General features: G+C 67.7%; 23 protein-coding genes and 1 tRNA gene. 12 read left to right on the forward strand and 12 right to left on the reverse strand.

The annotated features are described in order from the left end of the window. Positions 1 to 4: 4 nt before the first annotated feature. Together NKH51_RS17615 and NKH51_RS17620 are read right to left on the reverse strand one after the other, a co-directional pair. Positions 5 to 436, reverse strand: a complete 432-nt coding sequence (locus NKH51_RS17615; protein ID WP_254762972.1) for a histone family protein — start codon at positions 434 to 436, stop codon at positions 5 to 7. Between the two features lie 66 nt (positions 437 to 502). Next, positions 503 to 1,966: a single-stranded DNA binding protein gene (locus NKH51_RS17620; protein WP_254762973.1), complete on the reverse strand. Its 1,464-nt coding sequence runs from the start codon at positions 1,964 to 1,966 to the stop codon at positions 503 to 505. Positions 1,967 to 2,281: 315 nt separating this feature from the next. On the opposite strand from NKH51_RS17620, the gene NKH51_RS17625 reads away from it, so the two are divergent. The 3 genes from NKH51_RS17625 (at position 2,282) to NKH51_RS17640 (ending at position 5,727) form a co-directional block, all read left to right on the forward strand. Beyond that, positions 2,282 to 2,354 (forward strand) — tRNA-Arg (locus NKH51_RS17625). Between the two features lie 355 nt (positions 2,355 to 2,709). Further along, on the forward strand, positions 2,710 to 4,218 hold the full coding sequence (locus NKH51_RS17630) for a PQQ-binding-like beta-propeller repeat protein (RefSeq protein WP_256527484.1): 1,509 nt from the start codon (positions 2,710 to 2,712) through the stop codon (positions 4,216 to 4,218). Between the two features lie 909 nt (positions 4,219 to 5,127). Then, the gene (locus NKH51_RS17640; RefSeq protein WP_254762975.1) at positions 5,128 to 5,727 is read left to right on the forward strand and encodes a TIGR00296 family protein; all 600 of its coding nucleotides are present in this window, start codon (positions 5,128 to 5,130) and stop codon (positions 5,725 to 5,727) included. A 141-nt stretch (positions 5,728 to 5,868) separates the two neighbouring features. Here NKH51_RS17640 and NKH51_RS17645 read toward each other — a convergent pair whose 3' ends face one another. From NKH51_RS17645 to NKH51_RS17660, 4 genes are all read right to left on the reverse strand, one after another. After that, positions 5,869 to 7,038, reverse strand: coding sequence for a nicotinate phosphoribosyltransferase (locus tag NKH51_RS17645; protein ID WP_254762976.1), 1,170 nt, complete (start codon positions 7,036 to 7,038; stop codon positions 5,869 to 5,871). Positions 7,039 to 7,112: 74 nt separating this feature from the next. Beyond that, a complete protein-coding gene (locus tag NKH51_RS17650; protein ID WP_254762977.1) occupies positions 7,113 to 8,588 on the reverse strand; it encodes an Hvo_1808 family surface protein in 1,476 nt (491 codons plus the stop codon). Positions 8,589 to 8,672: 84 nt separating this feature from the next. Next, complete coding sequence (locus NKH51_RS17655; RefSeq protein WP_254762978.1) at positions 8,673 to 10,361, reverse strand: Hvo_1808 family surface protein; 1,689 nt, start codon at positions 10,359 to 10,361, stop codon at positions 8,673 to 8,675. A gap of 109 nt (positions 10,362 to 10,470) precedes the next feature. Further along, the gene (locus NKH51_RS17660) at positions 10,471 to 12,801 is read right to left on the reverse strand and encodes a PAS domain S-box protein (RefSeq protein WP_254762979.1); all 2,331 of its coding nucleotides are present in this window, start codon (positions 12,799 to 12,801) and stop codon (positions 10,471 to 10,473) included. A gap of 160 nt (positions 12,802 to 12,961) precedes the next feature. Between NKH51_RS17660 and NKH51_RS17665 the strand changes: the two genes are divergently transcribed. The 3 genes from NKH51_RS17665 (at position 12,962) to NKH51_RS17675 (ending at position 14,106) form a co-directional block, all read left to right on the forward strand. After that, complete coding sequence (locus tag NKH51_RS17665; protein ID WP_254762980.1) at positions 12,962 to 13,534, forward strand: cysteine hydrolase family protein; 573 nt, start codon at positions 12,962 to 12,964, stop codon at positions 13,532 to 13,534. A 55-nt stretch (positions 13,535 to 13,589) separates the two neighbouring features. Further along, complete coding sequence (locus NKH51_RS17670) at positions 13,590 to 13,754, forward strand: hypothetical protein (RefSeq protein ID WP_254762981.1); 165 nt, start codon at positions 13,590 to 13,592, stop codon at positions 13,752 to 13,754. A 184-nt stretch (positions 13,755 to 13,938) separates the two neighbouring features. After that, on the forward strand, positions 13,939 to 14,106 hold the full coding sequence (locus NKH51_RS17675; RefSeq protein ID WP_254762982.1) for a hypothetical protein: 168 nt from the start codon (positions 13,939 to 13,941) through the stop codon (positions 14,104 to 14,106). A gap of 55 nt (positions 14,107 to 14,161) precedes the next feature. Here NKH51_RS17675 and NKH51_RS17680 read toward each other — a convergent pair whose 3' ends face one another. Beyond that, positions 14,162 to 14,650 (reverse strand): PaaI family thioesterase, encoded by a 489-nt coding sequence (locus tag NKH51_RS17680; RefSeq protein WP_254762983.1) that lies wholly within the window; start codon positions 14,648 to 14,650, stop codon positions 14,162 to 14,164. A 150-nt stretch (positions 14,651 to 14,800) separates the two neighbouring features. On the opposite strand from NKH51_RS17680, the gene NKH51_RS17685 reads away from it, so the two are divergent. Together NKH51_RS17685 and NKH51_RS17690 are read left to right on the forward strand one after the other, a co-directional pair. Beyond that, on the forward strand, positions 14,801 to 15,238 hold the full coding sequence (locus NKH51_RS17685; protein ID WP_254762984.1) for a DUF4385 domain-containing protein: 438 nt from the start codon (positions 14,801 to 14,803) through the stop codon (positions 15,236 to 15,238). A gap of 78 nt (positions 15,239 to 15,316) precedes the next feature. After that, entirely contained in the window at positions 15,317 to 16,735 is a 1,419-nt protein-coding gene (locus NKH51_RS17690; RefSeq protein ID WP_254762985.1) for a serpin family protein, read from the forward strand. A gap of 7 nt (positions 16,736 to 16,742) precedes the next feature. Here NKH51_RS17690 and NKH51_RS17695 read toward each other — a convergent pair whose 3' ends face one another. Next, positions 16,743 to 17,639 (reverse strand): DUF8155 domain-containing protein, encoded by an 897-nt coding sequence (locus NKH51_RS17695; RefSeq protein WP_254762986.1) that lies wholly within the window; start codon positions 17,637 to 17,639, stop codon positions 16,743 to 16,745. A 58-nt stretch (positions 17,640 to 17,697) separates the two neighbouring features. Between NKH51_RS17695 and NKH51_RS17700 the strand changes: the two genes are divergently transcribed. Together NKH51_RS17700 and NKH51_RS17705 are read left to right on the forward strand one after the other, a co-directional pair. Beyond that, positions 17,698 to 18,411, forward strand: coding sequence for a lipoyl protein ligase domain-containing protein (locus tag NKH51_RS17700; RefSeq protein ID WP_254762987.1), 714 nt, complete (start codon positions 17,698 to 17,700; stop codon positions 18,409 to 18,411). Between the two features lie 65 nt (positions 18,412 to 18,476). Further along, on the forward strand, positions 18,477 to 18,995 hold the full coding sequence (locus NKH51_RS17705) for a DUF7529 family protein (protein ID WP_254762988.1): 519 nt from the start codon (positions 18,477 to 18,479) through the stop codon (positions 18,993 to 18,995). A gap of 8 nt (positions 18,996 to 19,003) precedes the next feature. On the opposite strand, the gene nadC is transcribed toward NKH51_RS17705, so the two are convergent. Continuing rightward, positions 19,004 to 19,819 (reverse strand): carboxylating nicotinate-nucleotide diphosphorylase, encoded by an 816-nt coding sequence (gene nadC, locus NKH51_RS17710; RefSeq protein ID WP_254762989.1) that lies wholly within the window; start codon positions 19,817 to 19,819, stop codon positions 19,004 to 19,006. Positions 19,820 to 20,013: 194 nt separating this feature from the next. On the opposite strand from nadC, the gene NKH51_RS17715 reads away from it, so the two are divergent. After that, positions 20,014 to 21,156, forward strand: coding sequence for a mechanosensitive ion channel family protein (locus NKH51_RS17715; protein ID WP_254762990.1), 1,143 nt, complete (start codon positions 20,014 to 20,016; stop codon positions 21,154 to 21,156). A gap of 47 nt (positions 21,157 to 21,203) precedes the next feature. Here NKH51_RS17715 and NKH51_RS17720 read toward each other — a convergent pair whose 3' ends face one another. Both NKH51_RS17720 and nadA read right to left on the reverse strand, forming a co-directional pair. Beyond that, positions 21,204 to 22,718 (reverse strand): L-aspartate oxidase, encoded by a 1,515-nt coding sequence (locus tag NKH51_RS17720; protein ID WP_254762991.1) that lies wholly within the window; start codon positions 22,716 to 22,718, stop codon positions 21,204 to 21,206. Between the two features lie 2 nt (positions 22,719 to 22,720). Continuing rightward, positions 22,721 to 23,854 carry a quinolinate synthase NadA gene (nadA, locus tag NKH51_RS17725; RefSeq protein ID WP_254762992.1) on the reverse strand — a complete coding sequence of 378 codons (1,134 nt, stop codon included), beginning with the start codon at positions 23,852 to 23,854 and terminating at the stop codon, positions 22,721 to 22,723. Between the two features lie 205 nt (positions 23,855 to 24,059). Here nadA and gfo6 point away from each other — a divergent pair, with 205 nt between their 5' ends. Further along, on the forward strand, positions 24,060 to 25,130 hold the full coding sequence (gene gfo6 / locus NKH51_RS17730) for a D-xylose 1-dehydrogenase Gfo6 (protein WP_254762993.1): 1,071 nt from the start codon (positions 24,060 to 24,062) through the stop codon (positions 25,128 to 25,130). A 26-nt stretch (positions 25,131 to 25,156) separates the two neighbouring features. Here the strand turns inward: gfo6 and NKH51_RS17735 are convergent, their stop codons facing one another. Next, positions 25,157 to 26,140, reverse strand: coding sequence for an LLM class flavin-dependent oxidoreductase (locus NKH51_RS17735; protein ID WP_254762994.1), 984 nt, complete (start codon positions 26,138 to 26,140; stop codon positions 25,157 to 25,159). Positions 26,141 to 26,198 lie beyond the last annotated feature (58 nt).

The following is a 26,198-nucleotide window of genomic DNA, read 5'->3' on the forward strand; positions in this document are numbered from 1 at the left end:
TTGCTCACTCGAACAGCGAGAAGTACGTCTCGATGTCGTCGTCGGTGATGGTGCGCCGGTCGGCGTGGTGTGCGAGGATCGTCGCCGCCCGGGCGACGTTGTCCGCGTAGTCCTCGAGGATGTCGGCCAGGGCGACGCGGGCGTCCATCGAGACGCGATAGCGGTTGTCGATCTCCAGTCTGGCGATCCGATCGACCGGCGCGACCGGCAACTCGAGGTCGTCCTTGTCGACGACGCGCTCGACGCCGAAATCCTGGGCCATCAGCGTCTTGCGGCCGTCCGCCGTGGCCTCTTCAGCGGCGTCGATCGCGAGTTCGCTCCCGTGTTCCTGAATCCGCGTTGCGAGTTCCTTCGACGCGTCGGCACTCACCCGAAGATCGCCCGCGTTCCGCCGGATGATCGTGTCCACCGGGGCGAACGGGAGTTCGACGTTCATATAATCATAGGCGAAGCTAACTCCCTTAACGCTTTTCCTAGGCGGTCAATGAGGTTGCTCGCGCCGTCAGAACACGTCGTTCGCCTCGAGGCGGCCGTCGCGGACGACCCCTCTGGCGGTTACCTCTTCGCCGAGGCCGACATCGACGTCGGTCGCGACGCTCATCGTCGTCTCGCCGTCGTCTAAGACGAGCGGATCGCCGGCCTGAACCACGACGCCGGTGAACTCGAGTTCCTCGCCGTCGGACGGGTCGTCGGACCCGGCATCCGCGCTGGCGGCTCCGTCGTCGCCGCTCGAGTCGGCGGTCGCCCCTGCCGTCTCGTCGTCCTCGCCCCCGTCGTCAGCGCCGTCGCCGGCAAAGGCCGATAGCCCGGCGTTCTCGTCGCTCGAGCCGTCGTCGCCGCCGGCAGCGCTCGTGTCGGCCGAATCAGATTCGAGAACGGTGATCGTCGACTGCCAGCCCGCCGACGCCTCGAGGTCGTCCTGCCAGCCGTCTTGGATCTCGACGTCGCCCAGCGCGACCTCGTCGCCCGGTCCCACGTCGATGTCGGCTTTCTCGCCCCACAGCGCGACGCGGATGTCGTCGGTCGCGTCCTGAACGCGGATGTTGCGAACCTGACCCTCAGACCCATCGTCGCGGTCGAACGTGCGTTTGGGATCGGCCGAGCGGACGACGCCCGCGAGGTCGACCGTCTGGCCGATCTCGACGTTCTCGATGGGCGTGCTCTCGGGGACGTACTCGACCTCCGCGTCGACTTCCTCGACCGCGCCGCGGTTGCCGACGTGGAGCTCGAGACTGCCGTCGCGTTCCTTGACGTAGCCGTCGACGACCTCGACGGTTGCGCCCGGATCGAACGCCGTCGCGAGGTCCGCCTGTTCGTCCCACAGCGTCACGCGCACGCGGCCGGTCGAATCGCCGAGCACGAGGTTCGAGACCTTCCCCTCGGAACCGTCGTCACGGTCGAAGGTTCGTACGCTGTCGGTATCCAGAATCAGCCCGACGAGATTGACGTTCGAGAGGCCAAGCGAGAGGTCCTCGACGGTGTAGACGTCGGAGATCTGTACGTCGACCTCGGTGTCGTCGTCGGGTTCGACATCGTCGACGCTGACCTCGACGCCGGAAAAGCCCTCCTTCGGTCGGCCCTTGATCCGCAGCACCTGTCCCTCCTCGAGTTCCTCGATGGCAGCCTCGGCGTGGTCGTCCCAGAAGGCCGCCCGCACGGAGCCGGTCTCGTCCGCGACTTCGACGTTGACGACCTGACCGTCCTCGTCGTCGCCGTCGCGCTCGAAGGTCCGTTTCTCGCCGATCGAGACCACCTTGGCGACGAACTTCGCCTCCTCCATGCCCGGTTCGATATCGGCGATCCCGCCGACCTCGCTCTCGCCGACCTCGTGAGCGACGAGCATCGCCGCCGTCTCCTCGTCCGCGAGCCCCCCCATCTGCTCGACCTTCGCCTCGACGGCCTCGCGAAACTCCTCGAGGGAGACGTCGGCCTCGAGGTCCTCGTATACGCCCTCGATGTCGCTCATTCTATGCTCAGGCATGGGCAGGTCGCGCATAAGCGTTATCCATTCGGCGTCTCACCGATCGGTCGCGTTCGACGGAGCCGGCCGCGACGGCCGGCGGCTCGGTCGATCTCGCTGCCGCGAACTTGTCGGGCTGGTGCCACGCGATGGCCGGGCTCGTGCAGGAACTCATACCACCGTCTGGCCGCCCGTTCGCATATAAACGTCAGTACGTGAGCCCCTCGAGTCTGAACCGTGTTGACGGCCGACAGGAATCGCCGGGCGGCAGCCGGTTCCTTTCGAAAGGGCTTTAATGGCGACGCGGGTATGAAGAGATGAGTCCTGATAGGGTAGTGGACTATCCTCTTGGCTTGCGGAGCCAGGGACCGGAGTTCAAATCTCCGTCAGGACGCTCACTCCTTGCGAGTGCTTCGCGTTGCTCAGCACTCGCTTCGTCGTTCGGTCCTGACGTGCCTCACGCTCGCTACTGCTCGCGTGAGACTCCGTCAGGACGCTCGAGTTCGTGGCGTAAGAGGCCACTTTCCGTTCGCGGTTCGCACGCGGTCCGGATTCGCTACGGGCGCTCGAGGTCGTCCGGCGACGCTTCGCTCGAGCGCAACGGAATCGGCCGAGTAGCAAAAGAAGGTCCGCGTTCGCGAGCGCACGCGGGTTGTCGAACTGTTGCAGAAATAGAACGATGCCGATTCCCGATTTCGGAACGCGTTAGCCGTGCGATAGTAATGGGAATCACATAACTCGAGAGAGTCATGCGTCGGAATACGAGACGACGGTTCCTGAAAGGGTGCATGACGGCCGCCGTGGCCGGTGGGGTGCTCGCAGGGGCCACCGATGTGGGTGCGACGACCGAGCGTGAACGCGGATCGACCGGGACGCCCTCCCTGCCGCCCGAGGCGACTACCGACTGGTCGACCGCACGGGGTGGCCCCAGCCGAACGGGTGCCGTCGGTTTCGAGGACGGGTTCGGGGAAGAATTCGATTTCGACTCGCTCGAGACCGCCTGGACGGCCGACGCCGAGGCGTTGCCCGTCGTTGCCGACGGGACGGCTTACCTGTCGGTCGACGGGGCGGTACGCGCCCTTGACGCCGCCGACGGCACGCTCGAGTGGCGATGCGAGGGGCTCGGTGCCGGCGGCCAGCCGACGGTCGCGTACGGGACCGTCTACGTCGGCTGTAACGGGACCGTGACCGCTCTCGACGCCGCGACCGGGGCCGTCCGGTGGGAGACCGCGGTTGCCGACACCACCCTCGAGTCGCCCACGGTCGCCTTCGGGATGGTCTACGTCTTCGCCGGGGGGAGCCTGACCGCGATCGACTGCGAGACGGGCGCGATCGAGTGGACCCGCAACGCCGTCGAGGTGTCCACCGGCGATCCCTGGGAGGAACCGCGAACGGTCGAGCGAGCGCTCGAGCGCGACGTGGTCGCAGCTGACGACTGCGTCTTCGCGATTGCCGAGGACGGTACGATCGTCGGCCTCGCACCGCTCTCCGGCGAGCCGGAGCTCACGATCGGGACGAACTACTACTACTTGTACGATCTCGTCGCGACCGGCGGCCGGGTCGCCGTCAGAACGGAGTCCGAAGTCGTCGCTGCCTACGATTCGGCGACCGGCGAGCGAACGGGAACCTGGCACGGCGGAGTCCGCAAGCTCGCCGTGCGCGGCGACACGCTCGTGTTCGTCACGCGCTACGAACTCGTCGCGGTCGATATGGCACGTGGCGAGAAACGGTGGACCGTCGGGAACTACTCCCACGCCATCGGCGATCCGGTGATCGCCTGTGATACGGTTTTCGTCGGCCTGGGCCTGCAGGGTGGCCGATACGAGAACTGCCTCGTCGCGTTCGACATCGACGACGGCAGCGAGCGTTGGGTTCGATCGCGGACGGACAGCGCCCACGTCGGGGACCGATGCGTCGTCGCCGATCAGACGATCTACATCGACGACGGCGGGCTGACCGCGATCCGCGCGGGCTCCGGAGTTGACGACGAGGATGTCGATGACACCGTCGACGACGAGGACGCTGACGACGGCGTCAGGGACGAGGACGCAGATGACGAGAGTGGCGATGATGGGGCTGGTGACGGGGACGACCGGCAAGGCGACGGCCGTCCGCGACAGCGACACGACGATCAGTTCTCCCACGGTCGGGCGTGGAACCGCCCAGCGGAGGGGACTCGAGCGAACGCTGGCTCGCGTCCCGGACGGGGACGACGACGCGTCTCGAGCTGGCTGAAGCTCCTGTATCGGTGGCGGTGACGGCCGGCTGCGTTCCGGTCGCTCTCGCTGGTATTGGTGCCGTCGCTCTCGCGGAGGAAATGGGTGAGAGGAGTAAGCCCCCTTCTGTTCGGCCCGGCATTCGGCTGAGCGTCCGCGCCGTCCGCGGCGGTGCCGCGGGGCGTTCGGGCTACCACGGCGCGGACTTGCACCGGTGAGGGTTCGCCGTTCCATCGATCCTCGGCCGTCTGCGCGCGGTCGATCGTGACGGGACGTTCGACGGCTCGCACCGTCTCACAGTTCGCGGTTCTCGCACCGGTGGCGCTCCGAACCGCGCTCACGATCCGCGGTTTCGAACCACGTTTTGACGACCGCACGCGATTCGCGGCGTCCGCCGCTCATCTGTCGGCAACTCTCGCGCCAGCGGCGCTTCGAGTCGCCCGTTCGGCGGTTCGCACCGCCTCACGAATCGTGGCCGCCAAGCGGCCACGCAGTCCCTCTGCGGGTCAACTCCCCTTCCTCTCGGTCGGGTTCGCGCGCATCATCGGTCGGGCCGAGACGTGTCGTTTCTGTTCCAGAGCCAGCGGTCTCCCGCTCCGGACTTGCGTCCGGTCACCCGCCCGAACGGGTGGGGGGACTTTCCTCGCGAGCGTGGCGCATCTCGGAGAGATGGGCCACGTTATGAGCGTGATGCATCCCGAAGGGATGGATCACGTTACGAGCGTTGGGCAACCCGGAGGGTTGGCCAACGGTAGAGCGTTGCGCATCCCGAAGGGACGGGCAACGCGAGGGAGGTGGTCGCGCCGTTGCCGACGCGACCATCGCGGCAGCCGGGCTCTCTCTCCCATCACTCCTAGGCGCGTCGGGCGAATAAGTCCCCCGATCGGAGTACAAAAAGCGCCCCGCAGCGAATGGAAGCGTTTTAGGACGACTACTCCCTTGTGTTTCTGTATGTCCCAGGGACAGGGCGTCGACCTTTCCTACGAGGACGGTGCGCGCGCGGTCGAACTCGCGCGTGAATCCGTCGAATCCTACGTACAACACGGGCAGCGAGAACAACCGGGCAGCATGCGCGAAGCCTTCTACGAGCGGACCGGCGCGTTCGTCCGCCTCGAGTCGACCCGCGGGCGGGGGAGCCTGCGGGGCTGTGCGGGCGGCTACCGCTCGGGCGACCAGCTCGGACACGTCATCGTCGACGCGGCGATCGAAGCCGCCAGCGAGGACTCCTGTGGCTCGGAAGTGAGCCCCTCGGAACTGCCGAACCTCACGGTCTCCGTCTGCACCGTCCGAAACGTACTCCTGACCGACGATCCGCTGGCCGATCTCGAGGTCGGTACCCACGGCGTCGCCATCGACGGCGGCGAGGGCGGTTGGCTCTATCCCACGGTACCGGTCGAAAACGGCTGGAGCGCCCGCGAGTACCTCGATCGCACCTGCCGGAAGGCCAAACTCGCGCCGGAGGCCTGGCAGGACGACGACGTGATCGTCACGCTGTTCGAGGGACAGGTTTTCCGCGAGCGCGAGGCCGACGGCAGCATCGAGCAGGTCTAACGGTCGATTCCGCTTCTCCAACCGATTCGCTACCGACTCGAGAGCCTGTCCTGTCCACCGGTTCACTGACGCGGCCGCCCTTACTCCGAGCGCGCCCGCCGGCCGAGGGCCGCGAGCTTCACCTTGAGCAGGTTCTCCGACTCAGTCAACCCGCTCTCGAGTCTCGCCGAACCCGACCGCTTCGGCGTCCGCGAGACACCGTTCTGTCGCCGCCTCGAGGTCGAACTCGCGGACGATCTCGCCGTCGCGGAGCAGCGGCTCGAGCAGGGGCTCGCAGCCCTCGGGGCTCTCGCGGTCGGCGAGCGCGACGTGGTGACCGCCGTCGGCGGTCCGGTAGACTTGTTTGACGCCGGAGAGCTTGCCCCGCTTGGAGATCGGTTCGTCCGCTATTTCTACGATGTCGAGGCTGAAGTCCACCGAGTCCGCGCCGGTGATGTGACTGCCGACGCCGAAGCCGTCGGCGACCTCGCGCAGGGGACGGATCGTCTCGGGCGTGAGCCCGCCGCTACAGAAGATGTCGACGTCCTCGCGGCCGCGGGCGTCGAGTTCCCAGCGGACCTCGCGGATGATGTGCTCGAAATCGCCGCGTCGGGAGCCCGTGGTGTCGATCCGGACACCGTCCAGATCGTCGCCAAGCGTCTCGGCGGCCAGCAGGCTCTCGCTTTTCTCGTCCCAGAAGGTGTCGACCAGCGCGATTCGGGGCACGTCCGCGCCGACGGCCTCGTCGAACGCCGTCCACGCGTCGGCTTGATTGCCCTCGCCGAAGCAGAACATGAGCGCGTGGGGCATCGTCCCGCCCGCCTCCCGTCCCAGAATATCGCCCGCTGCCACGTGGGAAAAGCCGTCGAGGCCGGCGAGCAACGCGGCCCGCTCGACGGTCGCCGCGATCGAGGGGTGGACGTGACGCGCGCCGAAAGAGAGCACCAGCGAGTCCGGGGCCGCCAGCCGCGCCTCGAGCGCCGCCGTCGCGAAGCCGCTGGGCTGGGAGAGAAAGCCCAGCAGCGAGGTCTCGAGTTCGGCGAACTCGAGGTATGGGCCTTCGATCCGGCAGACGGGGCCGCCGTCGAACAGCGTCCCGTCGGGGAGGGCGTCGACGTCGACGTCGCGGCCCTCGAACAGCGTCGCGATGTCTTTCACACCGGTGAAGACATCGAACTCGCCGGTCGGGAACTGATCGGCGGTCACTTCGGCGACGACGCGGGGGTTCTTCCCCGCGTGCTCGAGCGTGGCCCGGGTGCGCTCGAAGTAGGCGTCAGTCGCGTCCCCCGCGAGAATCGCCTCAGGGGGAACGGTTCCGAACGGATTTGACATATCGCCGGTTGCCCGCGGGAAGGGAAAAAGCTACTCGTCTGCCACCGGCCCGGTATCCGAATCGGTGCGGCCGATTAGCCCCCAGTCGACGGCGCTGCGGGGGTTCCAGCCCGCACCGTCGTCGCGGATGCGGGCCCGGACTCGAGCGCCGCCGGAGCCATCGCGTTCGACTCGCCGCCCGCGGCGTGGATCGCGTCGAGTCCGTCGACGGTCGGCGCGCCGACGATCTCGACGGTGTCGCCGCCGACCGAGACGCGGTACGCGCCGGCGAAGGGCTCGCCGTCGGAAATCCGGTAGACGTCCGTCTCGTCGGCGCTCGCGGACGCGACCCGTTCGGCCCCGCGGTTCGCGAGGAGGTCGCGGTAGGCGTCGGCGAACTCCCGGGCGTCGGCCGGGTCCACCCAGGCGAGCCGCCAGACGTGCCCGAGCCGATCCGCGTCCGACGCGCTCCGGTAGACCCGGAAGCTGTCGCCGGCCCACCCCGCCGTCGCGGGGTGTGAGTAGTTGTACGGCCCGAGGGCGGTGCCGCCCTCGGTGAGCGGCCGGTCGATCACGGCGTTGGCCCACAACGTCGCGAACAGGGTCGCCTCGCCGACCGTCTCGGTGCGGGGCTCGCCGGACCCGTTCGGGCCGCTCCCGATCGGCTGCCAGGCGTCACTCGAGCGATCCCGGATCGCCACCGCGACCGGCTCGCTCTCGGGGTAGCGGTCGGGATGGATCAGTTGGGCGGTGCTCGCCGGCGGGTCGTCGTGGGCGCGATCGACGGCCGCCCAGCCGTCCCGCTCGTAGCGGTCCGCGACGAACGGCGCCCCTTCGGCGTACGGGACGTAGATCGAGAGGAAGAGGCCGACGTTGAACGGCCGGTCGGCGAGCGCCTCGCCCGAGGCCGTCCCGGTTTCGAGATCCGGCAGACACTGCCATTCGTCGCCACAGCGGCGATCGTAGCGCTCCGGGACGTAGTTGGCCTCCCCCTCGAGCAGGCCGTTCTCGGCACGCAGGCCGTCGATGGTCTCGCTCTCCCGGCCGATACCGAACTGCTGGTCCTGCAGGGCGTGGGTCAGTTCGTGGACTAGCGTCCAGCGGTCGATCCGGATCTCGTCGGTGTCGTTCGTGATGATCACGATCCGGTCGTTGACGTAGTAGCCCTGAATCGAGTCGCCGTAGAGATCGTCGAACGCCCGACTCACGTCCGTCTGGCCGTCGACGACGAACGCGCCCCGCCAGAGCTCGTTCCGGAACGCGGCGGCGTTCCCGGTTCTGGCCGCTCGCTGGGCGCGATACTCGGCGCGGCTCACGACCTCGAGATCCACGTCGCGGCTGAACTTCAGCCCGCGGACGACCTCGATCCGGGCCATCGCGCGATACTTGACGGCCTCGAGTTGCTCGCGGGTGAGGCCGTCGCTCGCGTCGAACGCGAAGCTGTCGTCGTGGGCGTAGTCGCCGACGCGCCCGAGTTCGCGGTCGGTGTCGAACCCGGTCGCGTCGCCGGGGAGCGTACACCCCGAGAGGACGACCAGCGCGACGACCGCGAACAGTCTGGCCCGCGTCATTGCTCTACTGTTCGGCGAGAGCGTGAAAGGCGTCTCGGTCGCTCGACTCGGTGGACAGTTTCGCTTTGGCGGAGTCACCGTCGGTCAGGATTGCCGACGATCGACGGCGATCCGCGCCCCCGTGCCGAGCAGCGCGATCGCGAGCACGCCGACCGCGACGAGCGGGCCGAAGCCGGGGACCTCGTCGGGCTCGTTGCTCCCCGCAAACTCGAGCGTATCTTCGCCCTCGGGCGCGGCCCCGGCCTCGACGTTCGACAGCTCGTCGACCGACGGCGCGCGGACGATCGTCGCCGTCGTTCCGTTGCGCTCGATGGCGTACGCGCCGGCGTAGCCGCCGTCGTCGATTCGGAAGGCGTTCTGCCGTCCGTCGACCGGCTCGGCCCGGTGGCTCTCGAGCAACTGGAGGTAGCCGTCGACGAACTGCTCGGCGTCGGCCGCCGACTGCCACCGCGTGCGCCAGACGTAGCCGGCCTCGCCGGCCGCGGCCGGCGTACTTGCCTCGACCGCGCCGTCCTGCGCGTAGACGACCAGTTCGTCGCCGGCCCAGCCGTTCGTGACCGAGTGGTTGTACTGGTAGCCCTGATCGTCGGCGAGGAACGCGCGTTGGTCGATCACCGGTTCGCGGCTCGAGCCGAACGCGTCGGCGGTGAACATCGCGACCATGCCGGCCTCGCCGACGGTGTCGCTCGCGGGCTCGCCGTCGACGGTGAACTGTCGCCAGCCGTCGCTCGAGCGGTCCGGCACCGAGACGTTCGCCGGCTCGCGCTCCGAACCGGGGTGGATCACCGCCGAGGTGGTCGTCGGCGGATCGTCGTAGGCTGCGTTGACGGCCGACCAGCCCGGCCCCTGATAGCGGAGGTGGTTCACGTAGTCGGGGCCGTCGCTGTAGGGCTGATAGATGGTGAAGTAGATGCCCCAGTTGATGTCCGACGACAGCCCGCGGCGCTCGCTGCTCGGCTCGAGGCAGTCCCACTGGTAGCCACACCGGCTCTCGTACTCGAGTTCGACCCGCTTGGCGTCGCCCTCGACCAGCCCGTTCTTCGCGAGTTCGCGGTCCTGGGTCGTCCCCTCGAGCGCCGAGAGGTTGTAGTGTTGATCCTGCAGTGCGTGGACGAGTTCGTGGCCGAGCGTGCGTTCGTCCAGCTCGGGCGTCTCCGGGTTTTCGGAGACGATAACGATCTCGTCAGTCTCGGGGTCGTAGTAGCCGTCGACCGCGCCACCGTACAGCGACTCGGTCGCGTCGGCCGCCGCGGTCTCGCGGTCGACCATGAACAGCGCCTCGTAGGCGACGTTCTGCTCCAAGCGCTCGGCGGCGGTGAAGTTCCCGAAGCGGCCGTCGTTGTTCTGCCGGTACTCCTGGCGCGAGACGACATCGACGGTGACCTCCTCGTCGAAGGTCATGTTGCGGATCAGTTCGACGCGAGCCATCGATCGGTAGACGACGGGCGCGAGTTCGTCCTCCTCGACGACCGCGTTCGACTGGTCGTCGACCGCCAGCGAGTCGTCGTACCAGTAGCCCGAGACGTAGCCGACGGTTCCCTCCGTCGTAGGGTTGTCGGGGCGTTCGGTCTGGGCCTGAACGGCCGCCGGGGTCGTCGCTGCGGCCGAATCAGCAGTCAGGACTGTCGAATCAGCGGACGCGGTCGCCGATCCGTCCGGACTCGCGGCTGCCGTCGCCGTCAGTGCCGGGCCGGCGACCCCGCCGGTCAGTACCACCGCGACGAGCAACACCGAGAAGAGGGCGACCGCCGAGCGGGGGTGCGTCGGTTCCATCTGAAGCGGATAGCTATCCGTTGGAATGGGAGTGTAAAAAGCACGATGGTTGCACCGCTCGAGAACGGACCCATCGTCCGTGAGACTGTCGGCGACCCGCGGTGAGCGCTTACCGGTCGCGCGCGAGAACTGCGGACAGCGTAAACGAGAACGTCGCTCCCTCGCCGGATCTACCGTCGACCCAGATCTCCCCGCCGTGGCGTTGGACGATCCGCTGGCAGAGCGCCAGTCCGATTCCCGTCCCGGCGTATTCCTCGTGGCTGTGAAGGCGCTGGAACACCTCGAAGACGCGGTTCTGATCGGCGGGATCGATGCCGATCCCCTCGTCACGAACGGAGAGCCGCCACATCTCACCCCGTCGATCGGCGTCGACGTGGATCTGTGGCGGCTCGTCGCCGCTGTACGTGATCGCGTTCGAGAGGAGGTTCTGCAAGACCTGTCGGAGCTGGCTGTCGTCGCCGTTCACGCGGGGCAACCGTCCAATCGTGATCTCGGCCTCGCTCTCTTCGATCTGCACTCGGAGATCCGCCAGTACCTCCTCTAAGAGCGCCTCCAGGTCGACCGGCTCGAACGGATCGCCCTGCGTATCGACGCGCGAGTACTCGAGGAGACCGTCGATCATCTCGCGCATCCGTTCGGCGCCGTCGATCGCGTACGCTAGGAACTCCTCGCCGTCCTCGTCGAAGGCGTCGGCGTATCGGTCCTCGAGCAACTGGAGGTAGCTCGTGACCATCCGCAGCGGCTCTTGGAGGTCGTGGGAGGCCGCGTAGGCGAACTGCTCTAACCGCTCGTTCGACGCCTTGAGCTCGTTCTCCAGGCGCTTGCGCTCGGTGATGTCGGAGATGATCCCCTCGAGGATCTCGCCGTCCCCGTTGCCGTCCGAGAGGACGCGGCCGTAGGAACGGACCCACCGCCGTTCGCCGTCGGCGGTCTCGATGCGGTAGGTCACCGAGAACGAATCCCGCTCGTCGGTCGTCCGCTGGACCGCTTCACAGACCTTCTCGCGGTCCTCGTCGACCATGACGTCCGCGCCGTAGTTGATACGCCCGTCTTCCAGTGCCGCCGGCTCGTATCCGGTGATCTCCCGGCAGGCGTCGCTGACGAACTCCATCGGCCACCCCCGCTCGTTGCGGCAGCGATAGACCATCCCGGGGACGTTCTCCATCAGCGTCGACAGCCGGCGTTCCCGCTTCCGGCGCTCGGTCACGTCGCGGGCGACGGCGAGCATGTACTCTCGATCCAGTTCGACGTACGTGACGTTGATTTCGGCCGGATAGGTGGTCCCGTCTTTTCGTTCGTGGACGCCTTCGACAGTCACCGCGCTCTCCGTCTTCGCGTCCGCGGCGTGGGATCGCCAGTCCTCTGTCTCGTCAAACTTCCGTTCGACGTCGAGAACCGACAGCGTGAGTAGTTCGTCTCGATCGTAACCGAGGCGACGGCAGGCCGTCTCGTTCGCGTCGAGGAACTGTCCCGTGTCGGGATCGATTACCAGGACGAGTTCCGTGCTGTGATCGAGTAACGTCCGGAATAGTTCGAGTTCCCGCTCGCGTTCTTTCCGTTCGGTCACGTCGCGATCGGAGACGATGATCGACACGACCTCGCCGTCGTCGTCCGTGACGGGTCTGAAATAGCCGCTGATCGTATAGTGGGCCCCGCGGGGCCGAACGAGGTCGGCCTCGAAATCCACGTACTCGCCGGCCGCCGCGCGTTCGGTCCACTCCTCGACGTCCGACTGGACCGCGTCGCCTTCTCCCCACCACGGCGTCTCCCAGAACGGTTCGCCGGTCACGTCGGCTAACTCCGCGTCGATGTACTCCATCGCCGTCCCGTTGATGTCGACGACCGTCCCGTCGGGCTCGAGCAGGCCGACCAGGATGTTCGGGTCCTCGAACACCGCCTCGAACCGTCGCTGCGTCCGCCTGTTTTCGATCGCCGACGCGAGAACCGTGGCGACGTTCTGGACGAAGGCAGCGTCGCGGTCGGTGAAATCACGGCACTCGGTCGTGTCGGTTTCCAAGACGCCCCACGGCTCTGTCGTCGGACCGATGACGACGCTGATCCCGCTGACGATATCGTGGCGGCTCACCAGTTCCGGTTCGGAAAACCGCTCCTCGGTACGGAAATCGTCGACCACCACCGGATCCTCGGACCGCAACGCGTGCCCAGCTCGGGATTCCGGATCCACCGGCACCGTCGTCTCGTCCACGTGGTCATCGCTCCACCCGACGCCCTGTCGAAGCAGAGCCTCGTCGCCGCCGGCGCACAACTCGAGCACCGAGACGTACTCGGCGTCGAGCGTCTCGGCGATCGCGGCCGAGGCGTCGGACAACAACCGATCGAGATCGTCGGTCTCGAGTGCCTGCTGTCCGAGGTCGGCGACGGCCTCCTGCTGACGCATCTGCGTCTGGAATTCGGCATCTCCCTCGGGAGACGAATCCATTATCGCTCGTAAACGAGACCGCCGTATAAACGTATTGCACGCTCTGGTCGGCGGTCGTCTGGCCCGCCACGCACCGCGATCGCTGTCGACCGAGCGCCAGCGACCGCGCTCGAGCGCCCCGCGAACGTTTTTACGATCCCGTCCGTACGCCCGACCAGACATGCGCCTCGAGCCAGATCGCACGGCGGTGGTGGTCGTCGACATGCAAAACGGCTTCTGTCACCCGGACGGCTCGCTGTACGCGCCGGGCAGCGAGGACGTGATCGGACCGATCGCCGACCTCCTCGAGCGAGCCCGCGCGGCCGGGACGCAGGTGATCTTCACCCGCGACGTTCACCCGCCGGAACAGTTCGACGACGCCCACTACTACGACGAGTTCGAGCAGTGGGGCGAACACGTCCTCGAGGGGTCCTGGGAGGCCGAGATCGTCGACGAACTCCCCGTCGAGGCGGACGATCACGTCGTCGAGAAACACACCTACGACGCGTTCTACGACACCGAACTCGAGGGCTGGCTGAACGCCCGCGGGATCGAAGACCTCGTGCTCTGTGGCACCCTCGCGAACGTCTGTGTGCTCCACACCGCCGGCAGCGCCGGGCTGCGGGATTTCCGCCCGATCCTGGTCGAGGACTGCATCGGCGCGATCGAGGACGACCACCACGAGTACGCCCTCGAACACGCCGCGTGGCTGTTCGGCGAGGTCGAACCGAGCGCGGGGATCGAGTTCGCGTGATCGACCGCGGCTCCACGGACTCGCGCCTCGAGTCCCTCACGGACGGTGACCGAGAATGAACCGACGACGCCTGCGACCGCTGTACCTGATCGGGATCGCGCTCAACGTCGTCGCGTTCGGCTACGCCGTGACGAACGGAACCTGGCTCTACGCCGGCGCGTTTGCCGTCGTGGCGGTCTACCTCGTCGTTCGGCTCCGGATGCTGTCCGCCGATACCTAGGGCGGCGGGCGACCACTTTCGAGGCCGTGGGTTCGATCCACCGTACGAGCGGCCGAGCGCGGACCCCGCGCCGGCCGGTCAGTGGACAGCTTTTACTGTCGTCTTTCCGACGAGCGGATATGGAGCGCACTCGATCTCGTTTCGCGGGGCCGATCGCCGGACCGAACCGAGCGGGGACCGCCGAATGAACGAAGACCGGTTGCGAGCGGTGTACGTGGTCGGTCTCATGGCCAGCGCGTACGTGTTCTGGTACGTCTTCACCTCGTTCGATTCGATCCTGTACGCCGTCCCGTTCGCGCTCGCGACGGTGTTCTTCGTGGCTCGTCTCCGACTGCTGACCGCCGATTCTTGACGGTCGGACCGGTGTCTCCACGGGGGCGGTAACTGCGACCAACGGCCTGACGGCCCTACTCGGGGCGGAAGACGCGGTAGGCTCCCTGCCCGGTGGCCACCGCCTTCGTCTCACCGTCGGGGGTCGTGCTCTCGACGGTGATCTCGCTGACGCCGACGCTCCCCCCGAGGCGGACGACGTTCGCCGTCGCCTCGAGGTCGCCGGTCGCCGGCCGGAGGTAGTTGATGTTCAGATTGATCGTCGCCATGCTGACCTCGAAGGGATCCTCGTCCTCGAGGGCCGTCTGAAGCGCGAAGCCGCCGACGGTGTCGATGAGGGTCGCGGCGACGCCGCCGTGGAGGTCCGCGCGTCGGTCGGTCACGTCCGGCCGCGTATTCGTCAGTTTCTCGTCGTACGGAATCGCGAGCGTCATCGTCCCGCGGTCGACGTTCTCGACCGTCGTCCCGAGCCACGACAGGAACTCCTGATTCTCGTCGATGAGGTGCTGAATCCCGCTCTCGATGTCGTCGAACGCCTCGAAAAACGCCTGTCTATCGTCGGTCATGTACTTCCGTCTCCCACCGATGTTCTTTACCGCTACGTTTCCGGGCGTTCCCGTTCTCGAGGGTTCATCCGTCTCCGGCCCGTTCGGTGGTTATGGTCCGCGCGTTCGACGGCGGCCCCCTCGTGATCGACCGTATCGGTGGTGAGTCCGATGAGTGACGACGGTCCCGAGTACGATGTCGATTTCCGCGAGCACCCGGAACGGTACGAGATCGGTCGCGGCGAAGCGGGCGTCTTCAAAGTCGAACCGTACAAGAGCGAACTCCTCCCGCTGTGGTCGTACGCCGACGAGGACGCGGCTCGCGAGTCCGCAGCGGCGATCTACGAGCGATACGAACGCTACCGTGAGGACGACGAGTTCCCCGGCATGGACATGGCTCGCAAGTACCTCCAGATGGGGTACACCCGCGCGATGCGCTACGCGAAGTATCCCGGCGGTCAGAAGTACGACGACGGTGACGAGCGTGAACCCCAGCGCTGGGCCGACCCGGACAAACGAGCCGCGGCGCTCGTCTTCGAGGCGTACTGGGAGCGCGTCCGCGAGGACGAGGCCTATCAGCGGGCGAAAGCGGCCCATCGCGGCGAGTAGCACCACCTCGAGCAGGAGGCTCAAAGCGGCGTTTCAGTCTACAGAAAGCACTTTTTACTCCCCCATGTCCGCTTGCCTATGCCAACTGATAGGCGAACCGTTCTCGCCCTCACCGGTGCCCTCCTCGCTGGCGCGGCCGGCTGTGCTGGAATCGGTGGCGACTCGCCCGCCACCGACGGCCGATCGGACGATCCCGCTTCCATCCATCTGGTCCGCGATGAGGTGCCCGGCGAGTACGTCGTTCCCGACTTCCCGAGGATCGACCTCGCCACCGACCCCGAAATCGAGTCGACGCTGCTCGCCGCGCAGGTCCGGGGAAACGTGGCGTTCTCGCTCGACCTCCTCGCAGAGCTTCGATCCCAGCGGCCCGGCGAGAACCTGTTTTACTCGCCGTACAGCGTCTCGGTCGCGCTGGCGATGACCTACGCCGGTGCCCGCGGCGAGACGGCCACCGAGATGGCCGACGCCCTGCGGTACGAACTCGAGGGCGACGACCTCCACGCCGCCTTCCGCGCGCTCGAGGCGGAGTTTCGGCGGCGCAACGAGGACGGCGACGCCGTCGACGATCCCGCGGGCGAAACGTCGACGGACTCGTCGGACGACGGTCCCGCCTTCCGGCTCGCGAGCGCCAACTCGGCCTGGCTCGAGCAGCGCTATCCGTTCGACGGGGACTACCTCGAGTTGCTCGCGGCCTACTACGAGGCTGGCGAGCGGCTGGTCGACTTCGACGGAAATCCCGAGGAGGCGCGCCGGGAGATCAACGCCTGGGTCGCGGACCGGACGAACGATCGTATCGAGGACCTCCTCCCCGAGGGCTCGATCGACAGCGCGACCCGGCTCGTCCTGACGAACGCGATCTCCTTCCGCGCGGCCTGGAAGCGAGAGTTCGACCCGTCCGACACCGAACCAGCGCCGTTTACTGGCCTCGATGGGAGCGAGACCGAGGTCGAACTGATGCACCAGACCGGCCGGTTTCCCTACGCCGAGGTCGACGGCCACCAACTCGTCGAACTCCCCTACGCGAACGACGACACCAGCATGGTCGTTCTCCTTCCTGCCGAGGGCGAGTTCGAGGCGTTCGAGGCCGCGCTCACCGTCGACCGACTCGCGACGATGCTCGAGGCGGCGGGCGAGACGCGGGTCGACCTCGCGCTCCCGAAGTTCGGCATCGAGTCGAAGTTCAGCCTCGTCGAGACGATGCAGGGACTGGGAATGGAGCGAGCGTTCACCGGGGCCGCGGACTTCAGCGGCATGGTCGAGGGTGATCAGTCCAACCTCGCTGTCGACGACATCGTCCACCAGAGCTTCGTCGAGGTCGACGAGGAGGGAACGGAGGCCGCGGCCGCGACGGCGGTCATCGTGGTCGAGACCGCCGCGACGGACCCGGTCGAGGTGACCGTCGATCGCCCGTTCCTCTTCTACGTCCGCGACCGGCCCACCGAGACGCCGCTGTTCGTCGGCCGCGTGGTCGACGGCCCGTCGTTGCAAGACGGCTGAAGCCCGCTCAGACCTGCTCGCTCGAGCGAACGCGGACCTGAACTCGCTCTCCCCGCTCGAACGTTCGCTCGGGGCAGATCAGTTTCGCGCCGAAGTCGGCGTCGCGCGCACAGAACAGCGACAGCCCCGTGATCGGCTCGCCGTTCGCGGTGACGGTCACGTCGTCCCACGCGATCGTTCGGCCGTCGGCGACGCCGAGGCGGTCGCCGTTCAGCGAGACGACGGGTTCCGTGTCGGCCTCGAGCGATCCGCTGCCATCCCCGCGCTCGAGCAACCCACCGCCATCGTAGTGTGGTAGCCCGCCATCGAGGACGCCGCCGCCGTCGGCGGCCACGCCGACGAAGTCCGTGCCGGGCGCTGGATGGGCGGGCGAATCGAGGGCGGCGTAAGTCTCGCCGGTCGAGACGACTTGACCTGTGCCATCCCACTCGAGCGGCCGGATCGGCACCTCGAGCTCGATCGGGAGCGATCCCGACGCCCGATACGGGTTCTGGTCCGACCGGCGGAAGCCGACGTGGAGGTGGTTGTCGACCCACGGTGCGAAAAACCCCGCTCGGACGAGTCGGCCGAGCGAGTCGCCCCGCTCGACTCGGTCGCCAGCCTCGACGGCGGGGTCGACGTGGAGGATTCTGGCGGTCAGCCCCTCGAGCGGCGTGGGGCCGTCGCAGTCGACTAGGATCAAGTGGTCGTGCTCGGGCGCGTATGGTTTCGGCGGCGCGCGGACGGTCCGGGTCTCGCGGACGGTGCCGGCGACCGGGCTCGGCGCGGCCGTCGTTCGGCCGTCGATCAGCGTCCCGGGATAGAGGTCGATCGCGCAGCCGCCGTCGTGGGCAGGGTACGGCGAGTTGTACAGCGAGACGCGCGCGTACTTCGCCAGCGCGGCCTCGGTGAGCGTGACGGCCATCGAGTACCGGTACCTGGGCGGCGGGAGCGTTTAGGTGCGTCGGGTCCGACGATCGGCTATGCGCGTGTTCCGCGGGCAGGCGGCGTCGATCGACGCCGATCGCGAGGCGAGCGAGCGGCTCCTTTCGGCGGCGGCAGACGGTGAGCCCGCCGTTCGCGTCTGGGCTCCGCACCGACAGGTCGCCTTCGGCCGCCGGGACGCCCGCCTCGAGGGGTACGACCGCGCCCGCGCGGTCGCCGACGAGCGCGGCTATCCGCCGATCGAACGCGACGTGGGCGGCCGCGCGGTGGCCTACGACGGCGAGACGACGCTGGCGTTCGCCCGCGCCGAGCCCATCGCGGACTTCCGGACCGGCACCGCCGAGCGCTACGAGCGTGCGACGGCCGACCTCGAGCGCGCGCTTCGGACGCTCGGACTCGAGCCGGTTCGCGGCGAGCCCGACGACTCGTTCTGTCCGGGGACGCACTCGCTGTCGGTAACGGACGCGGCCGACGCCGAGCGGCGGGACGGACGGCGACGGAAACTCGTCGGCATCGCCCAGCGGGTTCGCCAGGACGCGGCGCTCGTCGCCGGTGTCGTTCTCGTCGCGAACCGCGACGCGCTCGCCGGCGTTCTCGAGCCGGTCTACGACGCGCTCGGCGTGCCGTTCGAGCCGCGAACGGTCGGCACCGTCGCGGACGCGGGCGGCCCAGCCGATCCGGACATCGTTCGGACGGCGCTCGAGGATACGCTGGTCGGCGACGCCCGGTCCTCGGTCACCGACGTGAGGTAACGCTTTTTCGGCTCCGCGGTGTCCAAGTCGAATATGTTGTCGCGAACGAACTCGGAGGCGAGTCGATGACGACGGATCGATCCGAGGAGACGGACGAGTCGGCAGACTCGCTATGGGTCGATCTCCTCGAGGACGCGCGCGCCATCGCCGAGGAGTACCGCGAAGACGGCTGGGATGCCGTCGTCGTCGAGCCCGCGGCGGTCTCGCCGGTCGACTCCGACGATCGGTTCGGGCTCGACGTGTCGGTCTCCGCCCAGGAGTACGACGCCGTCGCGGGACTCATCGAGGAGGGAGCGGTCACGATCACCGCGGCCGACGTCTACTACCGCCCGCTGGCCGACGACGGGAGCGACCGACGGGTCGCGCTCGCGGTCGAACGCGACGAGGACAGCGAGACGGCGATCTTCGTCCCGCTCTCCTACGACATCTCCGATGCGCGGTCCGTCTTCGAGACGGCGCTCGTCGAGGAAGAGTTGCTGATTCACGTGCTGGCCGATCCAGAGAGCGGCTGGGTCAGCTTCTCCCACGACGATCCGTCGCTCTTTCTCGAGGAGTCGGACGTCAGGGAGTGGAGCGCGGACTGAGAGGGGCGCTACTCGCCCGTTCGGAACGACAGGTCCAACGACGGCGCGGAGTGGGTTAGCGACCCCATCGAGATCACGTCGACGCCCGTCGCGGCGTACGCCGGAACGTCCGCGAGCCCGATGCCACCGCTGGCCTCGGCCAGCACGCCCTCGTAGTCGGCGAGTTCGTCCACCGCCGCCCGCGTCTCCGCGGGCGTCATGTTGTCCAGCAGGACGATATCGGCCCCCGCCGCGGCGGCCCGCGGCGCGTCCGCGACCGACTCGACTTCCACATCGATCTTCGTCGCGAACGACGTTCGCTCTCGGAAGTGGGCGATCGCCTCCTCGAGCCCCAGTTCTTCGATGTGGTTGTCCTTCACCATCACCATCTGTGAGAGGTCGAGCCGGTGGGTGTCGCCGCCGCCGGCGACGACGGCCCGTTTCTCGAGCCCGCGTAAACCGGGCGTCGTCTTCCTGGTCGCGGCGATCGCGACGTCGTCGGACTCCGTCCGCGCTCGCTCGACCGCCTCGCCGGTCCGCGTCGCGATCCCCGAGGCGTGGCCCGCGAGGTTGACCGCGACGCGCTCGCCGCGCAACACCTCGCGGGCCGAGCCCGCGACCCGGAGCAGTTCGTCGCCCGACTCGAGTTCAGTCCCGTCCTCGAGCCGGTCGACCACGGACACGTCGAGGTAGTCGAAGACGGCCGCCGCAGCCTCGAGGCCGGCGGCGACGCCCGCTTCCTTGGCGACGAGTCGGCCGGTCGTCTCGCCGGGCACCTGATTGGTCACGTCGTGGTGGCCGACGTCCTCGCGAAGCCAGCGCTCGATTTGTGCGTCGGTGATCATGCGGTCTTGGCCGCGGGTGCGGTCCCCGCGGAAATAAAGAATCCGTTTGAGCGGATCTCGACCGACTACTCGAGTGATCGACCGGTCGATCGCTCGCGCGAGCGATGGCTCCGACGACAGCACGGATGACGGTCGGGAAAAGTTGACAGTATCGTTTCAGAAACTGTTACCTTGCTGATCAGCCTGTCCCTCCTATGAACGCGGCTCTCCTCGAGGTCCTTACGCGGCTGTTCGACGGCGTCCCCGGCTGGCAAGCGACCCTCCTGCTGGTCGGCCTCTCGCTCGGTATCGCGGTCGCGCTCGAGGTCGTCGTCCTCCGGACGTTGCTTCGATACACCAGTCGGACGAAGACGCAGTACGACTACATCCTCGTCGAGGAACTCCGGCTGCCGGTCGTCGTCATGGCCGCGCTGGCCGGTATCTATCTGCTCACGCAACTCCCCTCTGTCACCGAAACCGTCCTCGTGACGGCGGATCAGCTCGATACCTTCTTCGGCAAGCCCTCGCTGTCCGTCATCGTCGTCGCCTGGGCGTTCGCCTCGAACCGGATCGTCAACCGGTTCGTCGAGGAGATGAACGACGAGGGCTCGCGCTTTGACTTCGCGCCCGTCTTCTCGAACGTCTGGACACTGATCGTCTTCGTCGGCACGATTGGAGTCCTGCTGACGCTGTGGGAGTACAGCATCTCGCCGCTGCTCGGAGCCGCCGGCGTCGCCGGTATCGCGGTCGGCTTCGCCGCTCGAGACACCGTCGCGAACTTCTTCGGCGGGATCGCGCTCTACTTCGACGACACTTACAAAATCGGCGACTACATCGAACTGGACTCCGGCGAGGCGGGTACCGTCGTCAAGGTTGGCATCCGATCGACGACGCTGATGATGCGTGACGAAGTCCTCATCACGGTGCCGAACGCGGCCCTGAACGCCGCGAAGGTGATCAACCAGTCGGCACCCCAACGTCGCAGGCGGCTCAAGGTCCCCATCGGCGTCGGCTACGGGACGGACATCGACGCCTTCGAGGAACTCGTCCTCGAGCTCGCCGACGCGGAATCGCTCGTTCTCGACTCGCCGAAACCGCGGATGCGATTTCGTGCCTTCGGCGATTCGGCACTCGAGTACGAACTCCTCTGCTGGGTGGCCGCGCCGACTCGCGTCAACAGGGCCACGCACGAACTCAACCGGGCGATGTACAAGGCACTGACCGCAGCCGAGATCGACATTCCGTTTCCGCAGCGTGAGATCCACGTCTCGAGGCCGGACGCGACCGACGGCGAGCCGGAGTCGTCCCTACAGATCCTCGGCGATGCGGACGACGCGTCAGCGGAACGGCGCGCGTAAGCGCCGTGAGTACGGGGTGGAAACTGAGAACGCACAGGCGACGACCGCTACGGGAGGGGTGCTTCGTCGACGACGTAGTGACAGCCCACCGATTCGGTGTTCTCGCCGGCGGCGCGGGCGATCAACAGCGCGGTGACGCTGGCGTTGCGCAGTTCGTAGAGCTCTCGGGCCGTCCGCGTGCGGATGTAGGCGTCGACCTCCCCTTTGAGCCGCCGGAGGACGGCGCTCGCGCGGGCGATCTCGTCGGGGTCGCGCTCGAGGCCCAGGTACTCGTCCATCGTCCGCTGGAGACGCGTGAACTTCTCGGCGGCGAAGCGCTCGGGCAGTGCGGGATCGCGGTTCAGCAGTTCGGGCGCTTCGACGACCTCGGGCTCGAACCCGGTGGCGTCCTCGCCTGCGCGCAGCCCCCAGACGAGCCCTTCGAGCAGGCTCGTGCTCGCCAGCCGGTTCGCGCCGTGGACGCCGGTCCGGGCGCACTCGCCGACGGCGTAGAGCCGGTCGAGCGAGGTCCGCCCGCGGTCGTCGACGTCGATCCCGCCACAGAGGAAGTGCTCGCAGGGCGCGACGGGAATCTCGTCGCCCTCGATCCCGCGGTCGCGGCACTTCTCGGCGATGCCCGGATACTCGGCCTCGAACTCGAGGGGGCTCACGTCCAGCACGACCTCGCCGGTCGCCTCGCGTTCCGTTTCGACCGCGCGGGCGACCACGTCCCGCGGCGCTAGGTCGCCCTGCGGGTGGTAGTCGTCCATGAACCGCTCGCCGTCGCCGTTGCGGAGGACGGCCCCTTCGCCTCGAAGCGCCTCCGAGAGCAGGAACGGATCCTCACCTGCGTAGGCGGTCGGGTGAAACTGCACGAACTCGAGGTCGTTCACGTCGGCCCCCGCGAGCGCGGCCATGGCGATCCCGTCGCCGGTCGCGTCGTCGGGGTTGGTCGACCGACCGTAGAGCGCGCCGACGCCGCCGGTCGCCAGCACCGTCGCGCCGGCGTAGATCGGGTTGCCTTCGGGTTCTTCGTCACTCACGACGCCGTGAACGCGTCCCTCAGCGGTGATCAACTCGAGCGCTGCCGTGTCCTGTCGGACCGCGATCCGCTCGTGATCGTCGATATAGTTCAGGAACGGTCGGAGAATGTGCGTCCCCGTCGCGGCGTCGACGTGGAGGATGCGGTACTCGGAGTGGGCGGCCTCGCGCGTGTAATCGAGATCGCCGCCGTCGGTCTCGTCGAAGCCGACCTCGAGCGTGTCGATGAGCACGTCCTCGACGGCCTCGTCGGCGTGTTCGACGAGGGTGTCGACGGCGTCGAGATCGGCGGTGCCGTCGCTGGCGTCGATGATGTCCTGCTTGAGCGAGGCGGGATTCCCGCGGGTCGTCGAGATGCCGCCCTGCGCCCAGTCGGTGCTGGCGTCGTCGGGTTTCGTCGCCTTCGTCAGGAGGACGACCTCCGCGCCCGCTCTGGCCGCGGCGAGCGCGGCCGCACAGCCCGCGATGCCGCTACCGACGACGAGCACGTCGGTCGTCTCGCCCTCGGTCGTCGTCGCCGTGCCGGTGTCGGTTTCCGTCATGGTTAGATCTCGAGCATGCGATCGAGCGCGACGCCTGCGAGTTCCTTCTCCTCGGGCGCGACCTCGATCACGTTGTGTTCTCGGCCCTCGGCGAGTTCCTCTAACACCCAGGTGAGGTAGTTGGGGTCGATCTGGCGCATGGCGTTGCAGTCCATGCAGGCGTCGCCACAGAGGGGGACGACGTTCACCTCGGGGTGCCAGCGCTGGAGGTGGTTCGTGAGGTGGATCTCGGTGCCGATGGCCCACGTCTCGCCGGGGTCGGCCTCGGCGACCGTCTGGCAAATGGTCGCCGTCGAGCCGGCCACGTCGGCCGCTTCGACGACCTCGCGTCGACACTCGGGGTGGACAATCACGTTCGCGTCGGGATTGTCCGCGCGGACCTGCTCGATGTGCTCCTCGCGGAAGCGCTCGTGGACCTGGCAGTAGCCGTCCCAGAGGATGATATCTTTCTCCGCGACCTCCTCGGCGTCTTTGCCTTCGGGGTCCCAGGGGTCCCACTCGGCGATCTCGTCTTCCATGCCGAGCCGGTAGGCGGTGTTCTCCCCGAGGTGCTTATCAGGGAGGAACAACACCTTGTCACCCTTGTCGAATGCGTACTCGAAGGCCTTGTGTGCGTTCGAGGAGGTGCAGACGAGCCCACCCTGGCTCGCACAGAACGCCTTCAGATCCGCGTAGGAGTTCATGTAGGTGATCGGGATGATATCGGCGTCCGGCGCGGCCGCGGTGATCTCGGCCCACGCGCTGTCGACCTGCAAGGCCTCGGCCATCCCGGCCATCGGACACGAAGCCTCCATGCTCGGGAGGATCACGGACTGATCGTCGTCCGTGATGATGTCCGCGCTCTCGGCCATGAACGTCACGCCGCCGAAGATCACGTACTCGGCGTCCGCGTCGGCGGCCTCCTTCGAGAGCTGATAGGAGTCGCCGATGAAGTCTGCGTGCTCGACGATCTCGCGTCGCTGGTAGTTGTGTCCCAGGATGACGACATCGTCGCCGAGTTCCTCGAGCGCCGCCTCGATGCGTTCGGTCCGTTCGGCCTCCTCGAGGTCCCGATACCGGGGCGGCAGTTGCTCGAGGTTGTCGTATTTGAACAGACTCAGGTCGGTCTCCAGCTCCGCCGTTTCCATTTTGACCATCTCACGTCACCTGTGGTTGATCACATATCGGTGCTGGTTATTGAATAACTTTTTCCTTCGATACCTACTTCTGGGGGAATACCATCGACTGGTTGAACGATCGAAAACGGATCGGTCGTTTGTCACTGGTGCTAACTGGTTTCGATCGACGAACGTCCCGATGTCGGGCAATAGAGTCCTTTTCGCCGCAGGACCTACCGTGGCTATGGCACTCGAAGACGCCTTCTCACACTTCACGCGGCGCGACTGGGAACGCGAATCGGTCGAGGGAACCGTTCGAATCGCCGTCGTCGGCGTCGGCGGCTTCGCCCGCCAGCGCGCGCTGCCCGCTATCGCGGACGGCGACTACTGCGAGACGACGATGCTGGTCACGAGTTCGCCCGACGGCGTGGCCGACATCGCCGAGGAGCACAGCGTCGAAACCGTCGTCGGCTACGACGCCTTCCTCGCGGGCGACTCCCGCGGCGCCTACGACGCGGTGTATATCGCGACGCCGAACGCCTTCCACGGCCGGTACGCGACGGCGGCGGCCGAGTTCGGGAAACACGTCGTCTGCGAGAAACCGCTCGAGACCACCGTCGAGCGCGCCCGCGCGGTCGTCGACGCCTGCGCCGACGCCGGCGTGACGCTGATGACGGCCTACCGGCTCCAGACGGAGCCGACGGTTCGCCGCACGCGGGAACTCGTCCGCGACGGCGTCATCGGCGACGTCGTCCAGATCCACGGCGGCTTCTCGCACCCGCTGCTCGCACACGCCGACCCCGACACGTGGCGGCTCGACCCCGACCTCGCCGGCGGCGGCGCGCTGGTCGACCTCGGCGTCTACCCGCTCAACACGATCCGTTTTATCCTCGAGTGCGAGCCGACGGACGTCTACGCGACGACCCACTCGAGCGGCGGCCCCTTCGCGAACGTCGACGAACACGTCGCATTCCAACTCGAGTACGAGACCGACGCGACGGCCTCGTGTACGGCCAGTTTCGACGCCCACTCCCGCAGCATCCTCGAACTGGTCGGCACCGAGGGGATGATCGACATCGAATCGCCGTTCGGCGGCGTCGTCCCACAGGAGATCACGGTCGAGAGCGGCGACATGCGCATGGAGTACACCGGTCCGCGGATCGACGAGGTCTGCGAGGAGTTCGACTACTTCGGCTACTGCGTGCTGACCGGGACCGATCCCGAACCGGACGGCGAAGACGGGCTGGCCGATCTGCGCGCGATCGAGGCCGCCTACGAGTCGGCCGAGACGGGTCGGCGGGTCGACCTCGAGTGAGAACCGGCCCAACGCGTCCCTACCCGCTACAGGGCCTCGGGCGCGAGCGCCTCGATCGTCGTCTCGGCCATCTCGCTCGAGGCCGGTTCCGGGATGACGACGATCGGGTGGTCGATCCCCGTCTCGGCGACGAGCGTCCGAAGCTGCTCGCGGGCCTCGTCGGGCGTTCCCGCCACCCCGAGGTCGGCGAGCATCTCGTCGGTCACCGCGTTCGCCGCCGCCCGTTTCTCGCCGTCGCGCCACGCCTCGGCGACCTCGTCCGCCGCATCCGGGAACGCCGTCGCGACCGCCCGGCGGTAGCCCTCGCCGCTGCCGACGTAGTAGGCGACGTGCCGACGGAGCGTGTCGCGCGCCTCGTCGCGGTCGTCGCTGACCGCCGACGGGACGTACGGCGCGATCTCGATCGCTCCGGGATCGCGGTTGCGTTCCCGTGCGGCCGCCGCGACCTCCTCGAACGCCTCGTCGAGCCGCGAGAACGGGATGTTGTGCGGGATCCAGCCGTCGGCGAGCCGGCCGACGACGCGACGGTTGGCCGGCCCGAGCCCGGCGTGGTAGATCGGCACCGACACCTCGAGCGAGGGGAACGACGACGCCTCGAGTAACTCGCCCTCGTAGTCGACGGGCTCGCCGTCGCCGGCGGTAAACGCGCGGATCAGCTCGATCGTCTCGTGTGCCCGGCGCACCGGCCGGTCGAACGACGCGCCGTGGAGGCCTTCGATCGCCGTCGCCGTGCTCGTCCCGAGACCGAGCGTGAACCGGCCGTCAGAGACGTTCTCGAGCGAGGCCGCCGTCATCGCGAGGACGGCCGGCGAGCGCGAGTAGACGTTCAGGATCGCGGTACCGATGTCGATCTCCTCGGTGCGACAGGCCACCTCGGTCGCCTGGACGACGCCGCTGGCTCCCCAGAGCTCCCCGATCCAGACGGCGTCGTATCCTCGATCTTCCGCGCGGACGGCCGTCTCCGCGAGGTCTCCGTTACCGAAGCCCGCTACCATGAGTCCAACGTCCATGCCCACGCAGTATCCGCCCAGCGGCAAAAATCGCTCTCCTCGTCCCATCGCGTTCGGT

Origin of the sequence: Natrinema marinum, from assembly GCF_024296685.1 — an archaeon.
Taxonomy (GTDB): domain Archaea; phylum Halobacteriota; class Halobacteria; order Halobacteriales; family Natrialbaceae; genus Natrinema; species Natrinema marinum.

What these genes read in the sequence shown, in the direction of transcription:
- NKH51_RS17620 (WP_254762973.1), bottom strand. Translation starts at nt 1,966, where the DNA reads ATGAGCGACATCGAGGGCGTATACGAGGACCTCGAGGCCGACGTCTCC.
- NKH51_RS17645 (WP_254762976.1), bottom strand. Translation starts at nt 7,038, where the DNA reads ATGTCAAATCCGTTCGGAACCGTTCCCCCTGAGGCGATTCTCGCGGGG.
- nadA (WP_254762992.1), bottom strand. Translation starts at nt 23,854, where the DNA reads ATGGTCAAAATGGAAACGGCGGAGCTGGAGACCGACCTGAGTCTGTTC.
- NKH51_RS17700 (WP_254762987.1), top strand. Translation starts at nt 17,698, where the DNA reads ATGCGCGTGTTCCGCGGGCAGGCGGCGTCGATCGACGCCGATCGCGAG.
- NKH51_RS17705 (WP_254762988.1), top strand. Translation starts at nt 18,477, where the DNA reads ATGACGACGGATCGATCCGAGGAGACGGACGAGTCGGCAGACTCGCTA.
- NKH51_RS17690 (WP_254762985.1), top strand. Translation starts at nt 15,317, where the DNA reads ATGCCAACTGATAGGCGAACCGTTCTCGCCCTCACCGGTGCCCTCCTC.
- NKH51_RS17695 (WP_254762986.1), bottom strand. Translation starts at nt 17,639, where the DNA reads ATGGCCGTCACGCTCACCGAGGCCGCGCTGGCGAAGTACGCGCGCGTC.
- NKH51_RS17665 (WP_254762980.1), top strand. Translation starts at nt 12,962, where the DNA reads ATGCGCCTCGAGCCAGATCGCACGGCGGTGGTGGTCGTCGACATGCAA.
- NKH51_RS17660 (WP_254762979.1), bottom strand. Translation starts at nt 12,801, where the DNA reads ATGGATTCGTCTCCCGAGGGAGATGCCGAATTCCAGACGCAGATGCGT.
- NKH51_RS17630 (WP_256527484.1), top strand. Translation starts at nt 2,710, where the DNA reads ATGCGTCGGAATACGAGACGACGGTTCCTGAAAGGGTGCATGACGGCC.
- NKH51_RS17735 (WP_254762994.1), bottom strand. Translation starts at nt 26,140, where the DNA reads ATGGACGTTGGACTCATGGTAGCGGGCTTCGGTAACGGAGACCTCGCG.
- gfo6 (WP_254762993.1), top strand. Translation starts at nt 24,060, where the DNA reads ATGGCACTCGAAGACGCCTTCTCACACTTCACGCGGCGCGACTGGGAA.
- NKH51_RS17655 (WP_254762978.1), bottom strand. Translation starts at nt 10,361, where the DNA reads ATGGAACCGACGCACCCCCGCTCGGCGGTCGCCCTCTTCTCGGTGTTG.
- NKH51_RS17680 (WP_254762983.1), bottom strand. Translation starts at nt 14,650, where the DNA reads ATGACCGACGATAGACAGGCGTTTTTCGAGGCGTTCGACGACATCGAG.
- NKH51_RS17650 (WP_254762977.1), bottom strand. Translation starts at nt 8,588, where the DNA reads ATGACGCGGGCCAGACTGTTCGCGGTCGTCGCGCTGGTCGTCCTCTCG.
- NKH51_RS17715 (WP_254762990.1), top strand. Translation starts at nt 20,014, where the DNA reads ATGAACGCGGCTCTCCTCGAGGTCCTTACGCGGCTGTTCGACGGCGTC.
- NKH51_RS17675 (WP_254762982.1), top strand. Translation starts at nt 13,939, where the DNA reads ATGAACGAAGACCGGTTGCGAGCGGTGTACGTGGTCGGTCTCATGGCC.
- NKH51_RS17720 (WP_254762991.1), bottom strand. Translation starts at nt 22,718, where the DNA reads ATGACGGAAACCGACACCGGCACGGCGACGACGACCGAGGGCGAGACG.
- nadC (WP_254762989.1), bottom strand. Translation starts at nt 19,819, where the DNA reads ATGATCACCGACGCACAAATCGAGCGCTGGCTTCGCGAGGACGTCGGC.
- NKH51_RS17685 (WP_254762984.1), top strand. Translation starts at nt 14,801, where the DNA reads ATGAGTGACGACGGTCCCGAGTACGATGTCGATTTCCGCGAGCACCCG.
- NKH51_RS17670 (WP_254762981.1), top strand. Translation starts at nt 13,590, where the DNA reads ATGAACCGACGACGCCTGCGACCGCTGTACCTGATCGGGATCGCGCTC.
- NKH51_RS17615 (WP_254762972.1), bottom strand. Translation starts at nt 436, where the DNA reads ATGAACGTCGAACTCCCGTTCGCCCCGGTGGACACGATCATCCGGCGG.
- NKH51_RS17640 (WP_254762975.1), top strand. Translation starts at nt 5,128, where the DNA reads ATGTCCCAGGGACAGGGCGTCGACCTTTCCTACGAGGACGGTGCGCGC.